Origin of the sequence: Mucilaginibacter sp. cycad4 (assembly GCF_034263275.1) — a bacterium.
Taxonomy (GTDB): Bacteria; Bacteroidota; Bacteroidia; order Sphingobacteriales; family Sphingobacteriaceae; genus Mucilaginibacter.
On the sequence record NZ_CP139559.1, the window covers coordinates 5,580,759 to 5,600,704 of the forward strand.

Here is a 19,946-nt window from a genome sequence, read left to right on the forward strand (position 1 = left end):
GGTTTATTTAATAACTTTTAAAATTTTCAAAGGCACTTTCGGCCTCATTTGTATCAGCCCGGATACCACCACGCTGTCGCCCGGCTGCAGTCCCTCAGTTACCTGGATTTTGGTATCTGTACGCAAATCGGTTTTAACCGGCTTTGATACTGCTATGCCATTTTTATAGATCCAGACAATACTGCTTTTAAGGTCGGGGATAACGGCCTGTGTTGGCAGCAAAATGGTTTTAGGGATTTGATCAAGCGTTAAATTGATCTTGGCAAAACTGCCTGCTGTAAGTACCCCCTTGGGGTTTGGCGCTTTAGCACGTACCGTAATGGTGCGTGAGCCGGCATCAATTGACGGATCGATAGCATACACGGTACCCACAAAATTTTCCATCGAGCTTTCGGTCCTGAACCTGATCTTACTGCCCGGGCCAAGTATAGAAAGATACCTTTCAGGCACGGCGAAAGTTACTTTGGCCGGATCGATATTAACCAGGTTTGCAATAGGCGATGATGGCGACAGGTAGCTGCCCGGGCTCACATTCCTTAAACCGATTGTGCCTGAAAACGGCGCACGGATCTCGGTACGGGCTATCTGGGCCTTAATCACATCGGCCGCAGCTTTTAACGAGTTTAATGAAGTTAGCGAGGTGTCGTATTCTTCCTGGCTTATAGCTTCTTTTTGAAGCAGCTGGCGGTTGCGGTTTTCCTGCTGTTTTGCCAATGCCACCTGGTACTGATTTTGCTGCAGCGATGCTTCCAGGTCCTGGTTGTACACTTTAACCAGCAGCTGTCCTTTTGTTACTTTAGTACCTTCGTTAAAATATATACCGGTAATATTACCCGCTGTCTGGCTGATGAGGCTTACCTTTTCATTGGCGTCAATGGTGCCGGTAATATCAATAATGTTATTTACGGCGGTATCTTTAACTATCATTACATTAACACCTACGGGGCCGCCGCCTTTTTTCTTGTCGCCCTTGCCCGAAGCCATAGCCGCGGCCGATTTCTTTGCCCCTTCGCTAAAAAATTTGTTGTAAATTAAATAGGCAACCAGCAGGGCCAGCGCCGTGTAAATAATATATTTCGTTTTCATACTTTGTTTAATCCGTGTGTGATTTAGCTTGAAGGGTTGTTTCGGGTGATATTAATGGTTTTAAATTTTTATGCATGCGGGCAAGTACGCTTTCAAATACCCTCATATCGGCTTCGGATATGCCTCCGGTAATATCTGCGTTGATATTTTCAAATGTTTTAATGATCTGAGGAACGGCCAGTTTTGCCTTATCGGTAACCCGGAGCAGTTGCTGCCGCCTGTCGTTCGGGTTGTTTTCGCGGTAAACAAAGCCTTTTTCGGTAAGCAGGTTAATGATGCTTACCATGGCCGATTTGTCTTTGCCCAGCAGGTGCGCCAATGCATTTTGCGTAAGTTGCCCGTCATGGAAGTAAATGAGCGAAAGTATATAATGGTACCGGGTAACATCCAGGTGAACAGTATGCTTTACCAGTACAGCCAGGTACAGTTTACCTAAGCGTATCAGCTTGCGCGAAATAGGTTCAATCAGTTCCATTTACTTAAAAATCGATGTAAAACTAATAGCATAATATTAACAATAGTTGCATGTATCAACCATTTTACAACGGTGTTTGAGGCACTGTAATGCCACATACATAACTGATTATATAATATTTTATAAATTGCGGCCATGAAACTGACCAACCTACGCACGCTATTTTTTTTAACGCTTTTTATTATGAGTACTACCATCAGCGAGGCCGCCGCCAACGCTCAGATTACCTACAATGTTTCGTTTCCTGAAGCCCAGGCCCATTATGCTGATATTGAAATGCATATTACCGGCCTTCAGCAAAACACACTTGAGCTTAAAATGCCAGTATGGACACCGGGCTCATACCTGGTGCGCGAGTTCGCAAAAAACATTGAATCGTTAACTGCTGAAGCTAATGGCAAGCCCGTTGCAGCACCTAAAATCAATAAGAATACCTGGCAAATTGTTACAAAAGGAATTTCATCGGTAACGGTAAAATACAGGGTTTATGCCTTTGAACTTTCCGTACGCACCAGTTTTATCGATGCATCGCATGGCTTCCTTTCCACTACGGGGATCTTCATTTATCCGGCCAATATGCAACACTCGCCGGCTGTTATTCACATTAAGCCATATAAAAACTGGGATAAGGTTTCAACCAGTTTGGAAATGGTAAATAATGATCCGTTTACCCGTTTATCACCCAATTTTGATATCCTGTTCGATTCGCCTATTGAAGTGGGCAACCAGGAGGTTTTTGGCTTTGATGCATCTGGTGTTCATTATGAAATATGTATGTACGGCGGGGGCAATTACGATAAGGAAAAATTGAAAGCCGATATCCATAAAATTGTGGACCAGGAAGCTGCCGTTTTTGGTGAAAACCCAAACAAGCACTATGTATTTATAGTACACAACCGCCAGCGTAACGGCGGTGGTTTGGAGCATTTAAGCTCAACTGTGTTAGGAGCATCACGCGATAGCTATGCTAATGACAAAGGCTACCAAAGCTTTTTGGGCCTGGTGGCCCATGAGCATTTCCATTTGTGGAATGTAAAGCGCCTGCGCCCGGTAGTGTTAGGCCCTTTTGATTATGATAATGAAAACTATACCACCAATTTGTGGATAGCCGAAGGCTTTACCGAGTACTACCAGGGTATCATTGTTCGGCGTACGCAGTTGTTCCCGGTTCAGAACTACTTTGATGTTTTGGAAGGCGAGTTCAACATCCTGGAAAACCTGCCCGGAAAGAATGTACAAACCGTTGCCGAATCAAGCTTTGATGCCTGGATCAAGGCTTACCGCCCTAACGAAAACTCTAACAATACTACTATTTCATACTACAACAAAGGTGCTATCATTGGTATGATGCTCGACCTGGAGATCATTAACGACAGCAAAGGCAAATATTCGTTAGATGATGTCATGAAGTATATGTACACCCAGTACTACAAAATCAAAAAGCGTGGTTATACCGATGCTGAGTTTAAAGCAGCTTTTGAAAAATTTGCAGGTAAAAAGCTGGATGATTTTTATGCCAATTACATCAACGGCTTAACCCCTATCGACTATAATAAATACTTAGGCTATGCCGGTTATAAGGCAGTGGATGAACTGGCCGATAAAAACGACGCGGCTTTAGGTATCACAACCGTCACAACTGCTGCCAAAAAGATTATTGTGACCGGCGTACAACGTGGTACTGCGGCTTATATAGATGGCATTAACGTAAATGACGAGATCACTGCTATTGACAGTACACCGGTTACGGATGCCGCAACCCTGATCAACGGTAAAAACCCGGGCGATAAAATCCGGGTTACTGTAACCCGCGACGGACAAGCTATCACCCTCCCGGTTACCCTGCTGAAAAGCAACCGTGTAAAATATAATATTGTAACTGTTGACAGCCCAACCGAACAGCAAATGGTTGTAAGGAAGAAATGGTTAAGCTTATAAAAACTGCTTTTAAATAAAGAAGGCCGGCTGCAAAGCTGGCTTTTTTGTTTTAGCATCATTCTAACAGTCATCCCGAACTTGTTTCGGGAACCCACAGGACAAGCGGCCGATTGCTTAGCATGCGTGTTACTTAGCGCGTGGGATACTGAAACAAGTTCAGCACGACCAAAGGACATCAACAAAAAAATAAAATATTAACGCATAAGTTATATTTTTATAGCTTATGCCCTCTGCAGCCTCATTAAAAAAAATACGCCCTATACAGCTTGTCGCTGTTATTTTCTTTACGGTATCAGGTGGCCCTTACGGCCTTGAGCCCTTATTGAGTTATGCAGGCGATCATGGTGCTTTGCTGATCCTGCTCATAACTCCGCTCATGTGGGATGTACCGGCCATACTTACCGTGCTCGAGCTTAACAGCATGATGCCTATAACAGGCGGTTATTACAAATGGGTAAAATATGCCCTCGGTACCCACTGGGGTTTTATTGAGGGCTGGTGGACCTGGCTCTATACCTTTGTGGACCTGGCTATTTATCCCGTGCTGTTTGTGCAATACGCCGGCTTCTTTTTCCCCGAACTGTTAAACTTCCAGGTCCCGGTTTGTTTGGTGATCATCTGGGCATCGGCAGGGCTAAATATTTTAGGCATTATGCCAGTTGGCAAGGTATCTGTATTTTTAAGCGCTGCTGTACTTGCGCCCATTATATTAATGATAGCATTAGGCATTTATCACCATAGCGGGGCGATGCAGATCCCCGCAACATCATTAAAAGGGCTCAGCTTTCCATCATTCGGGATGGCTTTGTATACCGTGATGTGGAACTGCCTGGGCTGGGATAATGTAACCACCTATGCCGAAGAGGTTGAAAAACCCGTCCGCTCCTATCTTATTTCTATTTTTACCGCTTTCGCGCTGGTAATGGTGGTGTACTTTTTTGCCATTTGGGTTGCCCAGCAATCAGGCATTAACCATGATACCTTAACCGAAAACGGCTTCCCTGCCTTAGGCGTATTAATTGGCGGCCAGTGGCTGGGCGTTGTGGTAGCAGCAGGCGGGATGGCCAGTACCCTGGGCATTTATACCGCTGTATTGTTATCCGTATCGCGCGTACCGCAGGTAATGTCTGAAGATAATTTACTGCCCAAAGGATTGAACAGGCTTCACCCGCGTTTTAAAACGCCATTTATTTCCATTATCATCTGTTCCATAGTAGTGAGCTTTATGGTATTGTGGACCTTTGCCGATTTGCTTATCATTGATGTAACTGTTTACGGCGCAGGGCTTTCGTTAGAGTACATCGCCCTTATAAAACTCCGCATTAAAGAGCCAATGAAAGAGCGGCCTTTCCGGATCCCGCTCAGCGTTACCGGCCTGTGCCTGGTTTTACTGCTGCCATTTATTGTTTACAGCGTTGCACTTGGCGGGGCATTAAGCTCAACGCCTAAAGCACTTTCGGCGGCCATATTTGCTTTGGTTGCACTATCAAGCGCAGAAGCAGCATGGCAGGTTATCCGGCTAAGCAGGCCGGAGTTAAAGCAATAATTATACACGAATTATATTGGTTATCTAATACAATTAGTTCGAATTTCACCCAATCGTGGCGCAGAAAGAAAAATTCGTGCAATTCGATTAATTGAGAAAAATTCGTGGTGATAATTTCTTCAACGTTTCAATGATTGGATAATTGACGGGGATTTGCGTAAATTCGGTTCTTTCGCAAAATTTCTATCAATATGAAAATCAAACACCGATACCTGATGCTCATTGGTGGCCTTGCCATTTTTGCAGGCTGCCAGAATAATAAAAGCGTGCCGGCCGAAAAGGCTATCACCGCCGCCGAAATAAAGAAATACATTTCGGCTTTAGCCAATGATTCCATGATGGGACGCAAACCTTTCACCGCCGGCGAAGACAAGGCGATCAAATACATTTCGGAGCAGTTTAAACTGGCCGGGCTCGAGCCGGGCAACAATGGCAGCTATTTCCAGGATGTGCCCATGGTGCAAATCACCAGTACGCCATCTCCTGTTATGGAGATCACAGGCGGTAAAATACCGCTTAGCCTGCATGCCACTACTGATTTTGTAACATTCAGCCGCCGCGAAGTTGATTCGGTAACGCTTAAAAATTCGCCGCTGGTTTTTGCAGGGTACGGCGTTGTTGCGCCCGAATATCACTGGAATGATTATGCCGGGCTTGACGTAAAAGGCAAAACGGTTGTAGTGCTGGTGAACGATCCGGGCTTTAAAAACGGCGATCCAACTTTCTTTAAAGGCGACACCATGACCTACTACGGCCGGTGGACCTACAAGTACGAAGAAGCCGCCCGCCAGGGTGCTGCCGGTGTGCTTATCATCCACCAAAAGGAACCTGCCAGCTATGGCTGGGAAGTTGTCTCGAACAGTAATACAGGCGCCAAGCTTTACCTGCAGCAAAAGGACAAACACATGAACCGCTGCAAGGTTGAAGGCTGGATTACCGAAGATATGGGTAAAAAGCTGTTAGCAGAAGCAGGTATAACCGGCGATTTCCGTGCTTTAGCCCGCAAAAAAGATTTTAAGGCAATCCCGCTTAAGCAATCGGTTACTTTGACTATCAACAATCAGTTAAAATATTCAACATCGCACAATGTTATAGGAACACTTAAAGGTAGTTCACAACCCGGTGAATACGTATTATACACCGCCCATTGGGACCATCTTGGCGTAGGTAAACCCAACGCCAAAGGAGATAGCATTTATAACGGTGCCGTTGATAATGCCGATGGTGTGGCTGCCATCATCAGCGTAGCTAAAGCATTTAACAAGGCCAAAGAAAAACCCAAACGCTCCATTGTGTTTTTAGCCGTTACCGCCGAAGAGCAGGGTTTACTCGGTTCGGAATATTATGCCACCCACCCAATTTACCCGGTTAACAAAACCGTGGCCGACCTTAACATGGATGCCCTCGGGGACTATGGCGAAACCAAAGACATAGCTGTAACCGGCAAAGGCCAGAACGATTTGGAAGATTATGTTGACGAGATTGTCAAAGCACAAGGCCTCAGCACCGTTGGCGACAGGCATCCCGGCTCAGGCAGTTACTACCGGTCAGATCATTTTAACTTTGCCAAAGTTGGTGTGCCGGCCCTTGATATTAATAACGGCAGCATCAGCGTAATACATGATGGCGCCTATGGCGAGGCCAAACAAAAAGATTACGGTGATAACCGCTATCACCAGCAGGCCGATAATTATACCGATACCATGGATGCCACCGGCATGGCGCAGATAGCCAATATTCTTTATGAAGTTGGCACCAAGCTAAGTAATGAAACTACATTCCCCGGATGGAAGAATGGTTCGGAGTTTAAAGCGATAAGAGAGAAGTCGATAAAGTAAGACAAAAAGCTGGTCATGCTGAACTTGTTTCAGCACCCCACTTGCTATGCAGTGTGCAATGCAGGCTTTATACCCTTCTGATGGGGTGCCGAAACAAGTTCGGCATGACGTTTATAATTAAATTTGAAATGAAAAAATCCACCCCGTAACAGAAGGTGGATTTTTTATTGATATATGGTGAAACTATACCCTTAAAGGGATTTAGTTGCTCATTTTAGCTATGTTGAAGCTTTCATAGGCCATTTGCCTGTTATAATCGTTGGCGATGGTTTTGTAGTTGATCAAATCGACAATAGTACCGATGAAACAGAAGCCCGCTGTGAAAAAGTAAAGGATCCCCATACCAATCTGATCGGTCATGAAACGTTGTACACCTGATACGCCAAGGAAACCTGCAAGCGTAGCAAACATGATATCCTGTGGGTTACGCCTTTTGCTGGCATAAAATGACATAAAAGTACGTGACTGGTTTTCTGTTAATGAGGCAGTAGCCTGTTGCAGAAATGTATATTCTTCAGGAGTGATACCGTCGAAAGACATATATGGATTTTGATAAGCGTTCATTTCAGTAAGTTTTAAAGTTTGTGATTGTTTTATGATATAAAGGTACAGCCATCGCCGTAAAACGCCTACGGGAGATAGGTTAGCAGAGATAAGTAGTCGGTGAAATGATGGGTTTTGGCGGTGAAAAGGAGTGAGAAGTTCAAATTATACAACCGTCGTTATAAGGCACGAAGCAATCCCCAATAGGCAGAGCGGCCATGTAGGTTACCCTGTAGCATTCGCGATTGCTTCGTACCTTATAATGACGTGATCGTAAATTGCTGATTATTAAGATATTTTTTCGATGCGTTTTATGATATGGGCGTTCCCGTTAGCTAACGGGCCGGTCCGCCAGCTGGCGGATGCAAGTCCTCGCCTTGCCTGCCCGCAAACCCAACCCGCGCTGTGGGCTTTACGCTACTATCCCTAACGCGCCCCCGCGCAACATCCATAAAGTATAGCTTGTACGTCATCACATTTTTTTTCAGGGTTTCCCTGATGGTTACTCGCAATGACGATATTAGAGAACCCGTGGAGAATTTAGGGGAGGTTACACAGCACTCTTAAACTGCCGCTCAACCAACCGCGCCCTGGTAAGCACATATATGCGGTTAAAGATCACGGCTACGGCCGGGATGCCAAGCCAATGAGCGCGGAACGAATTGCTGATCTCGCCGTGAAAAAGATAAATAATACTATGCCCTAAGCCGCAGCCCGGGCACCAGCCTATGCCCATCAGCTTAAGCGGGCACAAGGTAAAATGCGATGCTTCTGTTGGCGGGGTCATCGCCAATGAAAGCATCGCGGCTGTCCAGAACAAAAGTTCAAAATATTTTGAAAAAAAACGCTTAATCAAGTTTGTTTGCTTTGTTGGTGAATAACAATGATACCGCGAAGGCGAGCAGTACCCCAACTATTAATGCACCAAATATCCGTTCAGAAAAATCCTTTATGTTAGCACCCGCTGACGATACGTAGCTAATATAAAGTATTGAACCAAAAACGGCTATGATGCCGCCTACAATTAATATTTTAAAGCTTTGAAAAAGGGCTTCCAAAAAGCCCATCTGGCCATTACATTCGTTTTTCCGATAGCTCATGATACCGAAAAAAAGCCCGATAGCCGGTATTATAAATGAAAAGTATTCGGCCGGGGCAACTATATCTTTTTGCGGCATAACACCAAACCGCGGCATGGCAAATATCCACAGAATACTTAATATGCCGATGATTCCCCCTGATAACACTGCATTCTTCATAATTATATAATTAAGGTTGATTTATAAATCGGTATGCGCGTTTACATACATAAATTTATCATTTAAAAGTAAATAAGCCCTCATATTGTTTGCATTAATTTTTAGCCGGAAGCTTTTTTATTTTGGCTTTCTTTTTTGTTTATCTTTGCCGCGATTTGAACATCCGTGATATATTAGACAGATATAAGGCTGATGACCGGATAAAAGCGTTGGCTACCGCGCTTAACGCATCAAAAAATCCAAGGGTACAGCTACGTGGTTTGGTGGGATCGAGCGATTCGGCCATGGCGGTAGCATTGTATTTTTTGCAGCATACACACATGGTGTTTGTACTGCCCGACCGCGAAGAAGCAGGCTATTTCCAGGCCGACCTGGAAAACCTTACCGGCAAAGAAGCCCTGCTGTTCCCCTCATCGTACCGCAAGCCTTTTGAATTTACCCAGCCCGACAGCAGCAATGTGCTTGCCCGTGCCGAGGTTTTAAATGAGCTTAACCACAGTACGGAATATGGCCAGCTCATTGTTACCTATCCCGAGGCTTTGGCCGAAAAGGTGATCGACCGGTCATCGCTTGAAAAAAACACCCTTGAGATAGCTGTTGGCAACAAGCTGAGTATTGATTTTATCAACGAATTTTTGATAGAATATGACTTTGAACGGGTTGATTTTGTGTACGAACCGGGCCAGTTCTCTATCCGCGGCGGCATTGTTGATATTTTCTCCTTTTCACACGTGCTCCCTTACCGGGTGGAGTTCTTCGGCGATTTTATCGAGTCTATCCGTACGTTTGAAATCGAGAGCCAGCTTTCGGTTGAGCATGTTAAAAGCATTACCATTGTACCCAATGTACAATCCAAATTTTTAACCGAAAACAATATCTCCCTGCTTGAATACGTGGAGGCAGGGACGCAGGTATGGATCAAAGATGTTCAGTTTACGCTTGATATTATCCAAACCGGCTACAAAAAGGCGGTAAACCTTTGGAAAGCTCTTTCTGCAGATGAAAAAGCGCAAAACCCCGACTGGATAGACCCTAAATTTGGCTTTACCGACGAAAAACTGATCGGCGATCAGCTGCATGATTTTCCGGTGGTGGAGTTTGGCAAGCAGTTCTTTTATCATGATGCCACTGCCATCAATTTTGATATGCGCCCGCAGCCATCGTTCAATAAAGACTTTACGCTGCTCATCCATAATTTTAAAAACAACGAGGCCGATAAGATTGAAAATTTCATCTTCACCGATTCGGCCAAACAGGTTGAGCGTTTATATGCCATTTTGGACGATCTGGACAAAACGGTAAAATTTACCCCCGTAAGCATCTCCATACGCGAAGGTTTTATTGATCACGAGCAGAAAATAGCCTGCTATACCGATCACCAGATCTTTGACCGTTACTATAAATACAAAACCCGCAAGGGCTACCAGCGTTCGCAGGCCATTACGCTTAAAGAGCTCCGCGACCTGAAACCTGGCGATTATGTTACCCATATTGATCACGGCATAGGCAAATATGCGGGTTTGGAAAAGGTTGACGTTAACGGCAAACAACAGGAAATGATCCGCCTGATTTATGCTGATAACGACCTGTTGTATGTGAACATCAACTCGCTTAACCGCATCTCCAAATTCAGCGGTAAAGAAGGCTCCGTTCCCAAAATGAACAAGCTGGGTACCGACACCTGGGAACGCCTCAAAAAAACAACAAAAAAAAAAGTTAAAGACATTGCCCGAGACCTGATCAAGCTTTACGCCCTTCGTAAAGCCCAGCATGGCAATGCCTTTTCGCCCGATAGTTACCTGCAAACCGAACTGGAAGCATCATTCCTGTACGAGGATACCCCCGACCAGGAAAAAGCTACTGCCGATTTCAAAAAAGACATGGAATCGCCCCACCCTATGGACCGCCTCATTTGCGGCGACGTAGGCTTTGGTAAAACCGAAGTTGCAGTTCGCGCAGCCTTCAAAGCCGTTGCCGACAGCAAACAGGTGGCCATACTGGTACCAACAACTATCCTGGCAGCACAACACTATAAAACTTTTACCGACAGGCTCAAGGGTTTCCCTGCCAACATTGATTATGTTAACCGCTTTAAATCAACCCGGCAAATCAAGGATACACTGGAGAAACTAAAAGAAGGCAAAGTAGATATCATCATAGGCACGCATCGTTTGGTGAGCAAGGATGTGAAATTCAAAGACCTTGGCCTGATGATCATTGACGAGGAGCAGAAGTTTGGCGTATCAACCAAAGAGAAGCTGAAACAGATGCGCGCCAATGTGGATACGCTTACCTTAACGGCAACGCCAATCCCGCGTACCCTGCATTTTTCATTGATGGGTGCACGCGATCTTTCTATCATATCAACGCCTCCCCCAAACCGTCAGCCGGTTGTTACCGAGCTGCACGTATTTAATGATAAGTTGATTAAGGAAGCTGTTGAGTTTGAAATAGACCGCGGCGGGCAGATCTTCTTTATCCATAACCGCGTTGCCGATTTGCCCCAACTGGGCGGCATGATCCATAAACTGGTTCCTAAAGCCCGTATTGGTATAGCTCACGGCCAATTGGAAGGTGATGACCTGGAAGATGTGATGCTTAAATTTGTGAACCACGAGTATGATGTACTGGTGGCCACAACTATTATTGAGGCGGGCCTGGATATTCCTAACGCCAACACCATCATCATCAACTACGCTCACATGTTTGGCCTGAGCGACCTGCACCAGATGCGCGGCCGTGTGGGGAGGAGCAATAAAAAGGCGTATTGCTATTTATTGAGTCCTCCGCTATCAACGCTAACCAGTGAAGCCCGCAAGCGCCTGAGCGCTATTGAAGAATTCAGCGATCTGGGTAGCGGCTTTAATGTTGCCATGCGCGATCTGGACATCCGCGGCAGCGGTAACCTGCTTGGTGCCGAGCAAAGCGGCTTCATTGCAGAGATAGGCTTTGAAATGTACCATAAGATCCTGGACGAAGCCATACAGGAACTTAAAGACGATGAATTTAAAGGCGTATTCCCCGAGGATAAGCCCCGCCCATACATCTCCTTCACCCAAATTGATACCGACCAGGAGATCCTGATCCCCGATGAATATGTAACCAATCTCTCCGAGCGGTATAACTTGTATACCGAACTCTCCAAGCTGGAAAACGAGGTGGAATTGCAGGCATTTCAACAAAAACTGCATGACCGTTTTGGCCCCATACCCGAACAGGTTAACGGGCTGCTTAACACCCTGCGGCTGCAATGGCTGGGCAAAGCAATTGGTTTTGAAAAGATCTCGCTCAAGAAAAATGTTTTGAGGGGCTATTTTATCACCAACCAGCAATCTACCTATTTTGAAACGGAGGCTTTCCGTAATGTACTGGGCTTTGTGCAGGCCAACCCAAGGCGTACTAATTTGAAGGAAGTTAAAAACACACTTCGGTTAGGTATTGAGGGTATCGATAGCGTTGATGAAGCAGTGAGGATGTTAAGCGAGGTGGCTGGGATTGGGTAAAATTTAATGTTGGCGTTACAATATAACAGAGGCGTTGGCGAGGAGACACGCCAACCGGGACGATAGTATTTTATTACCCCGTTGCCGTGTCCCCACGGCAACATATGCTTCTGATAAGACGTGGGTGAAAAAAGTTGGCGTGAGGACACGCCAACGGGGAGAAATGGAAACGGGGTTTGTGAAGATACAAACCCCGGGAAATACCCTTGGTTGCCGTGTCCCCACGGCAACATACAAATCACATCGCATCCATATAATGCGTTAACCAATCGAACTTTTTATCCTCCTGCTCATAAAACGAACACGACGAAAAATAATAACTATTAGGATCATCGGTTAAATTCCAATGCGCCTGTAAGGGGTTGAGGTGGATATAATCCAACTTTTGTTCTAACATTTTTCGGTCGAACACTTTTATCGGCAACGAATTGGTTTGCCAAAACAGGTAATTTCGATTTCTCAAATCAGTTTTGAACTTTGCCAGTAGCTGCTCATCTGTCGCTCGCAGTTCGTCTAAAAACTGATGCCCGGTAAACTCATAAAGCTGGCGAAAGGCTTCTCCTTACCATTCATTTTTGATCCCGACCAAATCAGATGAATGTGATTGGGCATAATTACAAACCCATAAATCTCTATCTTTTTCTGTTTAACCAAATAGATCAGGCTATTTAATACGATGTGTTTGAATTTATCGGATTGAAGCAGCGGGATCCAGTTGTTAATTGTAGCGGTATAAAAATAGATTTCATCAAATTCCATTAAATAAACTTAACAAGAATTTGGAGAAACGATAGCAGTTTGGAATATAGTTTATCTGGCATGTTGTCGTGGAGACACGACAACCGGGGAAGGGTTTGTCGCTTATCAGAGGCACTGTTAAACGATAAAAGCTACCAGGTTTCCCGATAGCTTTTATTGTTTGTTATATTATTATCCCCCCGTTGCCGTGCCCTCACGGCAACATGTTGGTTGTTAAAAACAGACCTATGTTTACCCTACCTTTTTATAAATATCCTTTAAGTTACGTCCCAGTTCTTTATAATCGAGGCCATAACCTACTACAAATTCGTTTTCAATTTCAAAGCCCACATACTTAAGCTCTTCTATTTTTTTTTGCAGGGAAGCAGGCTTTACCAATAATGAGCATACCCCCAATGAAGCAGGCTCCCTTTCTTTCAATTTTTCAATCAGATAGTGAGCCGTATTACCCGTATCAACAATATCTTCAATAATAAGTACATCACGGCCTTTAATATCAACCGTTAAATCAATATCTTCCCGTATTTTTAGCGAACTGGAGACGCCGCCATAATATGAAGCTAATTTGGTGAAGTTAATTTCGCAGGGAATGCTCACCTGTTTGATCAGGTCGGCTATAAAAAGAAAGCTGCCGCTGAGTACCCCTATAAAAACCGGTATACTATTGTTATAGTCCTCATTTAATTGTACGCCAATGGCTTTCACCCGCTCTTCAATCTTTTCGGCAGTTATCAGTATCTCAAATTCCAGGTCGGCTATTTGTTTTGTCATTTGGTTTAGTTCGTTTTTAAAGGTAGTATAGTTCCGCCGTTTACATTTAACCCCGGCGAAATTTGATTTTAAGCGCCTAAAATACTATTAATCACTTACAATAGCATGAAAAATAATTGTGACATATAAGCTTATCTTTGCAGCCGAATGATTGACTATCAACTTTATACTTTGCCCAATGGTATCCGCATCCTGTACAAGCATTGGCCATCGGCAATTACACATTGCTGCTTTATTGTAAACGCGGGTTCGCGCGATGAAGTGCCGGGCCAGGAAGGCCTTGCCCATTTTATTGAGCACCTGCTGTTTAAAGAAACCGAACGCCGTAACACCAGCCAGATCCTCAACAGGCTTGAGCTTGTTGGCGCCGATCTTAACGCTTATACCACTAAAGAATATACCTGCATCCACGCATCGTTGCTTAACCAGCACCTTGACCGCACCATGGATCTTTTTGAGGATATATTATTTCATTCCACTTTCCCGGATGATGAGCAGGAGAAAGAGCGCGGTGTTATTTTAGATGAGATAGCTTCCTATCTTGACCAGCCCGAAGAAGCCATACAGGATGATTTTGAAGAATTGCTTTTTAAGGGACACCCCATGGGGCAAAACATTTTAGGGACGCCCGAAACCGTTGGCAGGCTTAACGGGGATGATATCCGGGGGTTTATAGCGGCAAACTATAATACTACCGAAATGATCTTCGCCGTACATGGCAATTATGAATTCAGGAAACTGGTGGCTATGTCTGAAAAGTATTTCGGCCATGTGCCTTTAAATGAGCTTCAAAAAAACCGGGTAAAGCCCGTGCAAGGCCCTGGTGGGATCCACGTTGTTAATAAACCAATCTCGCAAACACATTGCATTATAGGTACACAGGCTTATTCGTCATCGCACGAGCATAAATGGGGCTTATTATTGCTTAACAACCTGTTGGGCGGGGTTGGTATGAGCAGCCGGCTTAACCTCGAGATCAGGGAAAAACATGGCATAGCATATACTGTCGAATCAAATTATACCCCTTTAACTGATACCGGCATCTTCTCTATTTACTTTGGTACCGATACCGAAAAAGCGAACAAAGCTTCAAAACTGGTTCATAAAGAGCTAAAAAAGCTACGCGAACAAAAGCTGGGCACATTGCAGTTGCACCAGGCGCGGCAAAAATTTATCGGGCAGATAGCATTAGCCGAAGAAAACCGCATGAGCCTCATTATTGCCATGGCCAAAAGCATGGTTGATTTTAACCGCGTTGACACACTCGAAGAGATCTTTGGTAAAATTAACCAGGTAAGTGCCGAACAATTGCTGGCCATCAGCAATGAAATTTTTGATAATAACCGCTTGATCACTTTGCTATTTGAGCCTAAGCAATAATCCTTTATTTTTGCAGGATGAAATACCCTATCATTGCCTACGGTGATCCTGTTTTAAGAAAGAAAGCAACAGCTATTGAGCCCGACGAGTATCCGCATATAAAAGAACTGGTTGATAATATGTTTGAAACCATGTATGCGGCCCGTGGTGTTGGCCTGGCAGCGCCGCAGGTGGGTATGTCAATGCGTTTATTTGTAGTTGATGCTACCCCTTTTGATGATGATGAGCCGGAGCTGAAGGATTTCAAAAAAGCATTCATCAATGCCACTATACTGGAAGAAACCGGTGAGGAATGGGGTTTTAACGAAGGCTGCCTGAGCATTCCGGATATTCGTGAGGATGTATACCGCAAGCCGGTTGTGCGCATGTCATACTATGATGCCGAGTGGAAACATCATGAAGAAACTTTTAAGGGAATGGCCGCGCGTGTTATCCAGCACGAATACGATCATATTGAAGGCAAACTGTTTACCGATAAACTAAGCCCGTTGCGTAAGCGTCTTATCGAAAAGAAGCTTAACGATATTTCAAAAGGCATGGTTGATGTGGATTATAAAATGAAGTTCCCCAACATTAAAAAAGGAAGATAATACGTTATCCAAAACATATGAGGAGCCGCCGCACAGCGGCTTTTTCTTTTGGTATGCTTTTATAAATATTTAACTACGCTTGTAAAAATTACAATACCATATCGCTGCATTAAACCAATCCACGTAATTTCGGTCTTTGTTTTGGCATTTTTAATGCGTTATATTTACACAACCAATCATAAAAATCATAAACCAATGACTACCAGACGATCTTTCCTAAAAACTTCGGCGCTACTTTCAGCAGGCCTGTTGACGGCTCCTAATTTGTTTGCATATGATAAAAAATATATAGGCTTACAATTATATACTGTACGTGATGCTATGGCTGCCGACCCGGTTGCTGCATTGGCAAAAGTTGCTAAAACAGGCTTCACCTCTGTTGAAGGCGCAACTTATACCGGTACCGAATTATTTTATGGCATGCGCCCCGGCGATTTTGCAAATGTTTTAAAACAAAACGGCCTCATTATGCCAAGCGCGCATTACCGTTTAGGCGAGGAGCTGGTTAACGGCGAACACCAGAAAGGTACCATCATGAACGACTGGAAAAAAGCGGTTGATGATGCTGCCGAAGCCGGTGTGCAATATATGGTTTGCGCATACTTGTCGCAATCAGAACGCGGCAATCTGGACCATTATAAAAACGTGGCCAACATGCTTGATATAGCCGGCGAAACCTGTAAAGGCGCGGGCATCCAGCTTTGCTACCACAACCACGATTTTGAATTTATACAGGAAAACGGCAAATACCCGTACGAGATCCTGTTGGAAAACACCGATAAGGACATGGTAAAAATGGAAATGGACCTTTACTGGGTAACCAAGGCCAACCAGGACCCTATCGCGCTTATCAACAAGCATCCGGGCCGTTTCCCGTTATGGCATGTTAAGGATATGGATAAAACCCCTGAAAAGAAATTTACCGAAGTTGGCAACGGCGTTATCGACTTTAAAAAGATCTTTACCCAGGCCAAAAAATCGGGCTTGAAATACTTTTTTGTTGAGCAGGATGTTTGCCCCGGCGATCCGTTCAACAGCATTGCACAAAGCATCAGCTATATTAAAAAGAACCTCGTGTAATATTGCTTTTACACTGATATCTGAAGGCCTGCATTTAAAACAAATTGCAGGCCTTTTTATTTTATAAGGGCAAATAGTATTTATAATACATTTAACGTAAAGGGAAAATGAGTTCAGTCATAATCAAATACCTCATAGTCATTTTGATGGCTTCTCTTCTTTTTGCTTGTGTTGCTGAAGCCCAAACCGATAAACAGCCGCCTCAGGCCCCACAGCGGCACATTACCTGTCTTTAAAGGTCCGGCGGGATTTGAAGCTCAACGACGGGCGACTCTCTTTTTGTCCCTATTCCTGCGCTCCCTGAACCGGCTAAAGAAAACAAAAGCCAGCAAACAAAGCACACAACCGCAAATGCCATTCAGGCGCAGTCCATAATCGTTGCCCGGATCTTTTCCGTAAATGGTTAAAAACGCGAACAATGCAATGCCCAGTGTTTGGCCGAGTTTTACAAACAGGTATTTAACTGCAAAGAACATACCCTCCCGGTTTTCGCCTGTGCGTTTGGCATCGTTCTGGGCTATTTCGGCAAGTATAGCATTGGGCAAAATACCCAGCGAGGCCAGCGGAAACGACGCACTGATAACCAGCGTATAAATTTGCACCTGCGGTGTAAATGGAAGTTTGCCCAGGAAAAATATCGCCACAAAAATCAAGCTCAGTAACCCGAACGAAAAAAGCACAATTGGTTTTTTGCCGATCTTTTGCGACAGGTAATTAACCAGCGGATAAAACAGCAGTGATACCAGTACCATCGTAGCCATAAGCTGTCCGCCCATAGATTCGGGCAGGTTTAACAGCGACTTTAAAAAAAACAGTAAGCCGCTTGATATGATGCTTAATGCCATATAGTACGAAAAATCAGATATCAGGTAATATTTGAAATTACGGTTTTGAAAGGTTTTTTTAATAGCAGGCAACAGCGATAAGTGCGATGGGTGACCGTTTGAATACCGCTTTTCGTCAATGGCGAATACGGGCACCAGCATTACCAGCCCGGCAAATACGGCCAGCGCCCAAATGGTGTACTGTACGGCAGTATCGCGATTGGGGATACCGGCAAAGCGCTCAACCCAGTCGGCAAAGTTATTGACCATGGCCGATAGGATAATCCCTATCACAAAACCTACCTGTTGTAATGATGAAAGCTTAACCCGTTCGCTGCCTGTGCGGGTAAGCTCCGGCAGCAGCGCGTTGTACGGGATAATATAGGCCGTAGCGCCCATAAAAAAACAGATGAGCGTAAAGGTAAGCCAGTAAGCGTTATGGATACTTTCGCCCTTTACCATGGGATAAAAGGTTAATCCGCAAAATAAAGCGGCAGGCAAAACAGCCCATTGCATAAAAGGGATGCGCCGCCCGCGGCGGTTTTCGCTTTTATCACTTAGCGAGGCAATAAAAGGATCAAAAAAAGCATCCACCAATCGCCCGGATGCTGTGATCACAGACATGATATTGAACAGGCCAAAAAGTAATAATTGCGGGACCAGCGTAGTAAGCCCTGCATTGCTTGGCGGCAGGTAAAAGTAAGGCAGCATCACAATGATAAGATTGGTCATGATGCTCCACCCTATCATTCCGCAGGCATAAGCAAGCTGTTTGGAAAGTGGTAGTTTATTGGCCGGCATTTAGTGCAATATGCAAATATTACCTTACATATAACACTGTTCTCAACCTCAATATTTACAACCCTGCATAATAATCATACCCCTGCTCAGCCCAGTAATCGCGGGGGCGGTTATTGCTGAAGTTGATGCTCCCTATTCGCTTTAAATTCTTAATTCCATATTTTACCGGGATAATAAGCCTTAACGGGGCGCCATGTTTTGGCGGCAAGGGCTTTTCATTTACCTCGTAAGCCAGCAGGGTTTGCGGGTGCATAGCACTGGGCATATCAAGGCCAACGTAATATTTTTCGTCGGGGGTTTCCATGCCTACGTATCCAAATTCCGTCTCTGCGTCGAGCTTAAAGTGTGTAATAAAATCACTGAATTTTACGCCGCCCCAATGCGAGATCTGATCCCAACCCTCTACGCATTTAAAATCATAAATGATCTCTGTTTTAGGAAGCTTTCTTATTTCGTCGATACCGATGTTCAGCACCTCGCCGCTGCTTTTTTTGACCGACAATTTCCAGGTATCCACATCAACCAATCCCTCCGAACCAATATCGCTGTTATGCCGCACTACTTTTGCTGCCATTTCCTTTGGATAGGTTTTTACCAGGTTCTTATTACTGTATAACTGACGTACCACCTTTTCATTGGCATTGAGCACAGCACGTAATGGCTTGTGTGCCTCTCCGGTGATACCCGGAACCTCCTCGGGTGATGTATAAAGCCATCGCCATCCGCCATAAGCTGCACTTCCCAATACAAGGAAACTGCCGAAAGAGATAAAATTGCGGCGGGTTATCTTCTGCTCAACAGTAAGCTCCTTTTTGGGGCCTTTATTTTTACTGAAAACCTTACTTAGCTTTTTCGTTAGTTTCATCGCTTTGAATTTGAATAGCGGGCTGTGGTTTTTCATCAATCACCTCAAACCCCGAAATAACCGATCTGAAATTGTTCCAGCCGGCAAGTACTACCTGTACAACATGCACCAGGAAAAACAGCACATAGCCAATAGTGAGCACAAAATGCCAGATCCGGGCCAGGTGGTACCCGCCGCAGAGCCAGACTAAATAATTAAACTGTACCGGTTTGTAAATAGCCAACCCGGTTATCAGCGAGCCAAAGCCCATAACAATGATGGCCGTATAGGCAATCCGCTGGGCCGCATTATACTTATTTTGAGGAGGCGCCATTTTGCGGATATGCAGGTCATGCAAAACCACCAGCCAGGCCTCTTTAAACGAGTGCCGGTTTGGCACCAGCTCCCGCCACCTGCCCGATATAATGGTATATGCAACATACAGAAAGCCGTTCAGCGCAAAAAACCACATAAACAAAAAGTGAAAGGCCATGCCCTCGGCCAGGCGCCGGGGAATGTGCAGCGCATCATAAAAACCCTGCGGAAAGAAACGAATAAAAGTAACGCCGAAGAGCGTAAACGTATAAGTATCATTTGCCCAGTAAATGAGTAAGCCGCTCCAGATCATGATGGTGAGGATGGGAAAGTTTACCCAATGCGTCCAGCGCATTAACAGGGAGTGTTTCTCTTTAATTATTTTCATTTAAAT

18 protein-coding genes are annotated in these 19,946 nt (G+C 44.7%); 7 read left to right on the plus strand and 11 right to left on the minus strand.

The window, feature by feature from the left end; all coding sequences use genetic code 11:
- Positions 1-3: 3 nt before the first annotated feature.
- Entirely contained in the window at positions 4-1,086 is a 1,083-nt protein-coding gene (locus SNE26_RS22770; RefSeq protein ID WP_321556170.1) for an efflux RND transporter periplasmic adaptor subunit, read from the minus strand.
- A gap of 7 nt (positions 1,087-1,093) precedes the next feature.
- Positions 1,094-1,561, minus strand: a complete 468-nt coding sequence (locus SNE26_RS22775) for a MarR family transcriptional regulator (RefSeq protein ID WP_321556171.1) — start codon at positions 1,559-1,561, stop codon at positions 1,094-1,096.
- 183 nt (positions 1,562-1,744) lie between these two features.
- Here SNE26_RS22775 and SNE26_RS22780 point away from each other — a divergent pair, with 183 nt between their 5' ends.
- From SNE26_RS22780 to SNE26_RS22790, 3 genes are all read left to right on the plus strand, one after another.
- The gene (locus SNE26_RS22780; RefSeq protein WP_321556172.1) at positions 1,745-3,499 is read left to right on the plus strand and encodes a PDZ domain-containing protein; all 1,755 of its coding nucleotides are present in this window, start codon (positions 1,745-1,747) and stop codon (positions 3,497-3,499) included.
- A gap of 223 nt (positions 3,500-3,722) precedes the next feature.
- Positions 3,723-5,045 carry an APC family permease gene (locus SNE26_RS22785; protein ID WP_321556173.1) on the plus strand — a complete coding sequence of 441 codons (1,323 nt, stop codon included), beginning with the start codon at positions 3,723-3,725 and terminating at the stop codon, positions 5,043-5,045.
- Between the two features lie 191 nt (positions 5,046-5,236).
- Positions 5,237-6,883 (plus strand): M28 family metallopeptidase, encoded by a 1,647-nt coding sequence (locus tag SNE26_RS22790; RefSeq protein ID WP_321556174.1) that lies wholly within the window; start codon positions 5,237-5,239, stop codon positions 6,881-6,883.
- Positions 6,884-7,084: 201 nt separating this feature from the next.
- Here the strand turns inward: SNE26_RS22790 and SNE26_RS22795 are convergent, their stop codons facing one another.
- The 3 genes from SNE26_RS22795 to SNE26_RS22805 form a co-directional block, all read right to left on the minus strand.
- Positions 7,085-7,447, minus strand: a complete 363-nt coding sequence (locus SNE26_RS22795; protein ID WP_321556175.1) for a TM2 domain-containing protein — start codon at positions 7,445-7,447, stop codon at positions 7,085-7,087.
- Between the two features lie 529 nt (positions 7,448-7,976).
- Positions 7,977-8,282, minus strand: coding sequence for a DUF2752 domain-containing protein (locus SNE26_RS22800; RefSeq protein ID WP_321556176.1), 306 nt, complete (start codon positions 8,280-8,282; stop codon positions 7,977-7,979).
- A complete protein-coding gene (locus tag SNE26_RS22805; protein ID WP_321556177.1) occupies positions 8,275-8,685 on the minus strand; it encodes a DUF4199 domain-containing protein in 411 nt (136 codons plus the stop codon). The genes SNE26_RS22800 and SNE26_RS22805 overlap by 8 nt, the downstream gene beginning before the upstream one ends.
- Positions 8,686-8,840: 155 nt before the next feature.
- Here SNE26_RS22805 and mfd point away from each other — a divergent pair, with 155 nt between their 5' ends.
- Positions 8,841-12,188 (plus strand): transcription-repair coupling factor, encoded by a 3,348-nt coding sequence (gene mfd, locus SNE26_RS22810; RefSeq protein WP_321560052.1) that lies wholly within the window; start codon positions 8,841-8,843, stop codon positions 12,186-12,188.
- Positions 12,189-12,426: 238 nt separating this feature from the next.
- Here the strand turns inward: mfd and SNE26_RS22815 are convergent, their stop codons facing one another.
- From SNE26_RS22815 to hpt, 3 genes are all read right to left on the minus strand, one after another.
- On the minus strand, positions 12,427-12,651 hold the full coding sequence (locus SNE26_RS22815; protein ID WP_321556178.1) for a hypothetical protein: 225 nt from the start codon (positions 12,649-12,651) through the stop codon (positions 12,427-12,429).
- A gap of 50 nt (positions 12,652-12,701) precedes the next feature.
- On the minus strand, positions 12,702-12,947 hold the full coding sequence (locus SNE26_RS22820; RefSeq protein ID WP_321556179.1) for a transposase: 246 nt from the start codon (positions 12,945-12,947) through the stop codon (positions 12,702-12,704).
- Positions 12,948-13,178: 231 nt separating this feature from the next.
- Positions 13,179-13,718 (minus strand): hypoxanthine phosphoribosyltransferase, encoded by a 540-nt coding sequence (hpt, locus tag SNE26_RS22825; protein ID WP_321556180.1) that lies wholly within the window; start codon positions 13,716-13,718, stop codon positions 13,179-13,181.
- Positions 13,719-13,868: 150 nt separating this feature from the next.
- On the opposite strand from hpt, the gene SNE26_RS22830 reads away from it, so the two are divergent.
- From SNE26_RS22830 to SNE26_RS22840, 3 genes are all read left to right on the plus strand, one after another.
- Positions 13,869-15,098 carry a pitrilysin family protein gene (locus SNE26_RS22830; RefSeq protein ID WP_321560053.1) on the plus strand — a complete coding sequence of 410 codons (1,230 nt, stop codon included), beginning with the start codon at positions 13,869-13,871 and terminating at the stop codon, positions 15,096-15,098.
- Between the two features lie 17 nt (positions 15,099-15,115).
- On the plus strand, positions 15,116-15,688 hold the full coding sequence (gene def, locus SNE26_RS22835) for a peptide deformylase (RefSeq protein ID WP_321556181.1): 573 nt from the start codon (positions 15,116-15,118) through the stop codon (positions 15,686-15,688).
- A 195-nt stretch (positions 15,689-15,883) separates the two neighbouring features.
- Entirely contained in the window at positions 15,884-16,768 is an 885-nt protein-coding gene (locus SNE26_RS22840) for a sugar phosphate isomerase/epimerase (RefSeq protein WP_321556182.1), read from the plus strand.
- A gap of 257 nt (positions 16,769-17,025) precedes the next feature.
- Here the strand turns inward: SNE26_RS22840 and SNE26_RS22845 are convergent, their stop codons facing one another.
- Genes SNE26_RS22845 through SNE26_RS22855 form a run of 3 tightly spaced genes read right to left on the minus strand, consistent with a single transcriptional unit; the run spans position 17,026 to position 19,940 of the window.
- Entirely contained in the window at positions 17,026-18,393 is a 1,368-nt protein-coding gene (locus SNE26_RS22845) for an MFS transporter (RefSeq protein ID WP_321556183.1), read from the minus strand.
- A 55-nt stretch (positions 18,394-18,448) separates the two neighbouring features.
- Entirely contained in the window at positions 18,449-19,258 is an 810-nt protein-coding gene (locus SNE26_RS22850; RefSeq protein ID WP_321556184.1) for a molybdopterin-dependent oxidoreductase, read from the minus strand.
- Positions 19,233-19,940 (minus strand): cytochrome b/b6 domain-containing protein, encoded by a 708-nt coding sequence (locus SNE26_RS22855; protein ID WP_321556185.1) that lies wholly within the window; start codon positions 19,938-19,940, stop codon positions 19,233-19,235. The genes SNE26_RS22850 and SNE26_RS22855 overlap by 26 nt, the downstream gene beginning before the upstream one ends.
- Between the last annotated feature and the right edge of the window lie 6 nt (positions 19,941-19,946).

Bases quoted from the DNA above. Each gene is read 5' to 3' on its own strand.
- SNE26_RS22770 (WP_321556170.1), bottom strand. From the start codon at position 1,086: ATGAAAACGAAATATATTATTTACACGGCGCTGGCCCTGCTGGTTGCC.
- SNE26_RS22785 (WP_321556173.1), top strand. From the start codon at position 3,723: ATGCCCTCTGCAGCCTCATTAAAAAAAATACGCCCTATACAGCTTGTC.
- SNE26_RS22780 (WP_321556172.1), top strand. From the start codon at position 1,745: ATGAGTACTACCATCAGCGAGGCCGCCGCCAACGCTCAGATTACCTAC.
- def (WP_321556181.1), top strand. From the start codon at position 15,116: ATGAAATACCCTATCATTGCCTACGGTGATCCTGTTTTAAGAAAGAAA.
- SNE26_RS22775 (WP_321556171.1), bottom strand. From the start codon at position 1,561: ATGGAACTGATTGAACCTATTTCGCGCAAGCTGATACGCTTAGGTAAA.
- SNE26_RS22820 (WP_321556179.1), bottom strand. From the start codon at position 12,947: ATGGAATTTGATGAAATCTATTTTTATACCGCTACAATTAACAACTGG.
- SNE26_RS22845 (WP_321556183.1), bottom strand. From the start codon at position 18,393: ATGCCGGCCAATAAACTACCACTTTCCAAACAGCTTGCTTATGCCTGC.
- SNE26_RS22840 (WP_321556182.1), top strand. From the start codon at position 15,884: ATGACTACCAGACGATCTTTCCTAAAAACTTCGGCGCTACTTTCAGCA.
- hpt (WP_321556180.1), bottom strand. From the start codon at position 13,718: ATGACAAAACAAATAGCCGACCTGGAATTTGAGATACTGATAACTGCC.
- SNE26_RS22855 (WP_321556185.1), bottom strand. From the start codon at position 19,940: ATGAAAATAATTAAAGAGAAACACTCCCTGTTAATGCGCTGGACGCAT.
- SNE26_RS22795 (WP_321556175.1), bottom strand. From the start codon at position 7,447: ATGAACGCTTATCAAAATCCATATATGTCTTTCGACGGTATCACTCCT.
- SNE26_RS22805 (WP_321556177.1), bottom strand. From the start codon at position 8,685: ATGAAGAATGCAGTGTTATCAGGGGGAATCATCGGCATATTAAGTATT.
- SNE26_RS22850 (WP_321556184.1), bottom strand. From the start codon at position 19,258: ATGAAACTAACGAAAAAGCTAAGTAAGGTTTTCAGTAAAAATAAAGGC.
- SNE26_RS22790 (WP_321556174.1), top strand. From the start codon at position 5,237: ATGAAAATCAAACACCGATACCTGATGCTCATTGGTGGCCTTGCCATT.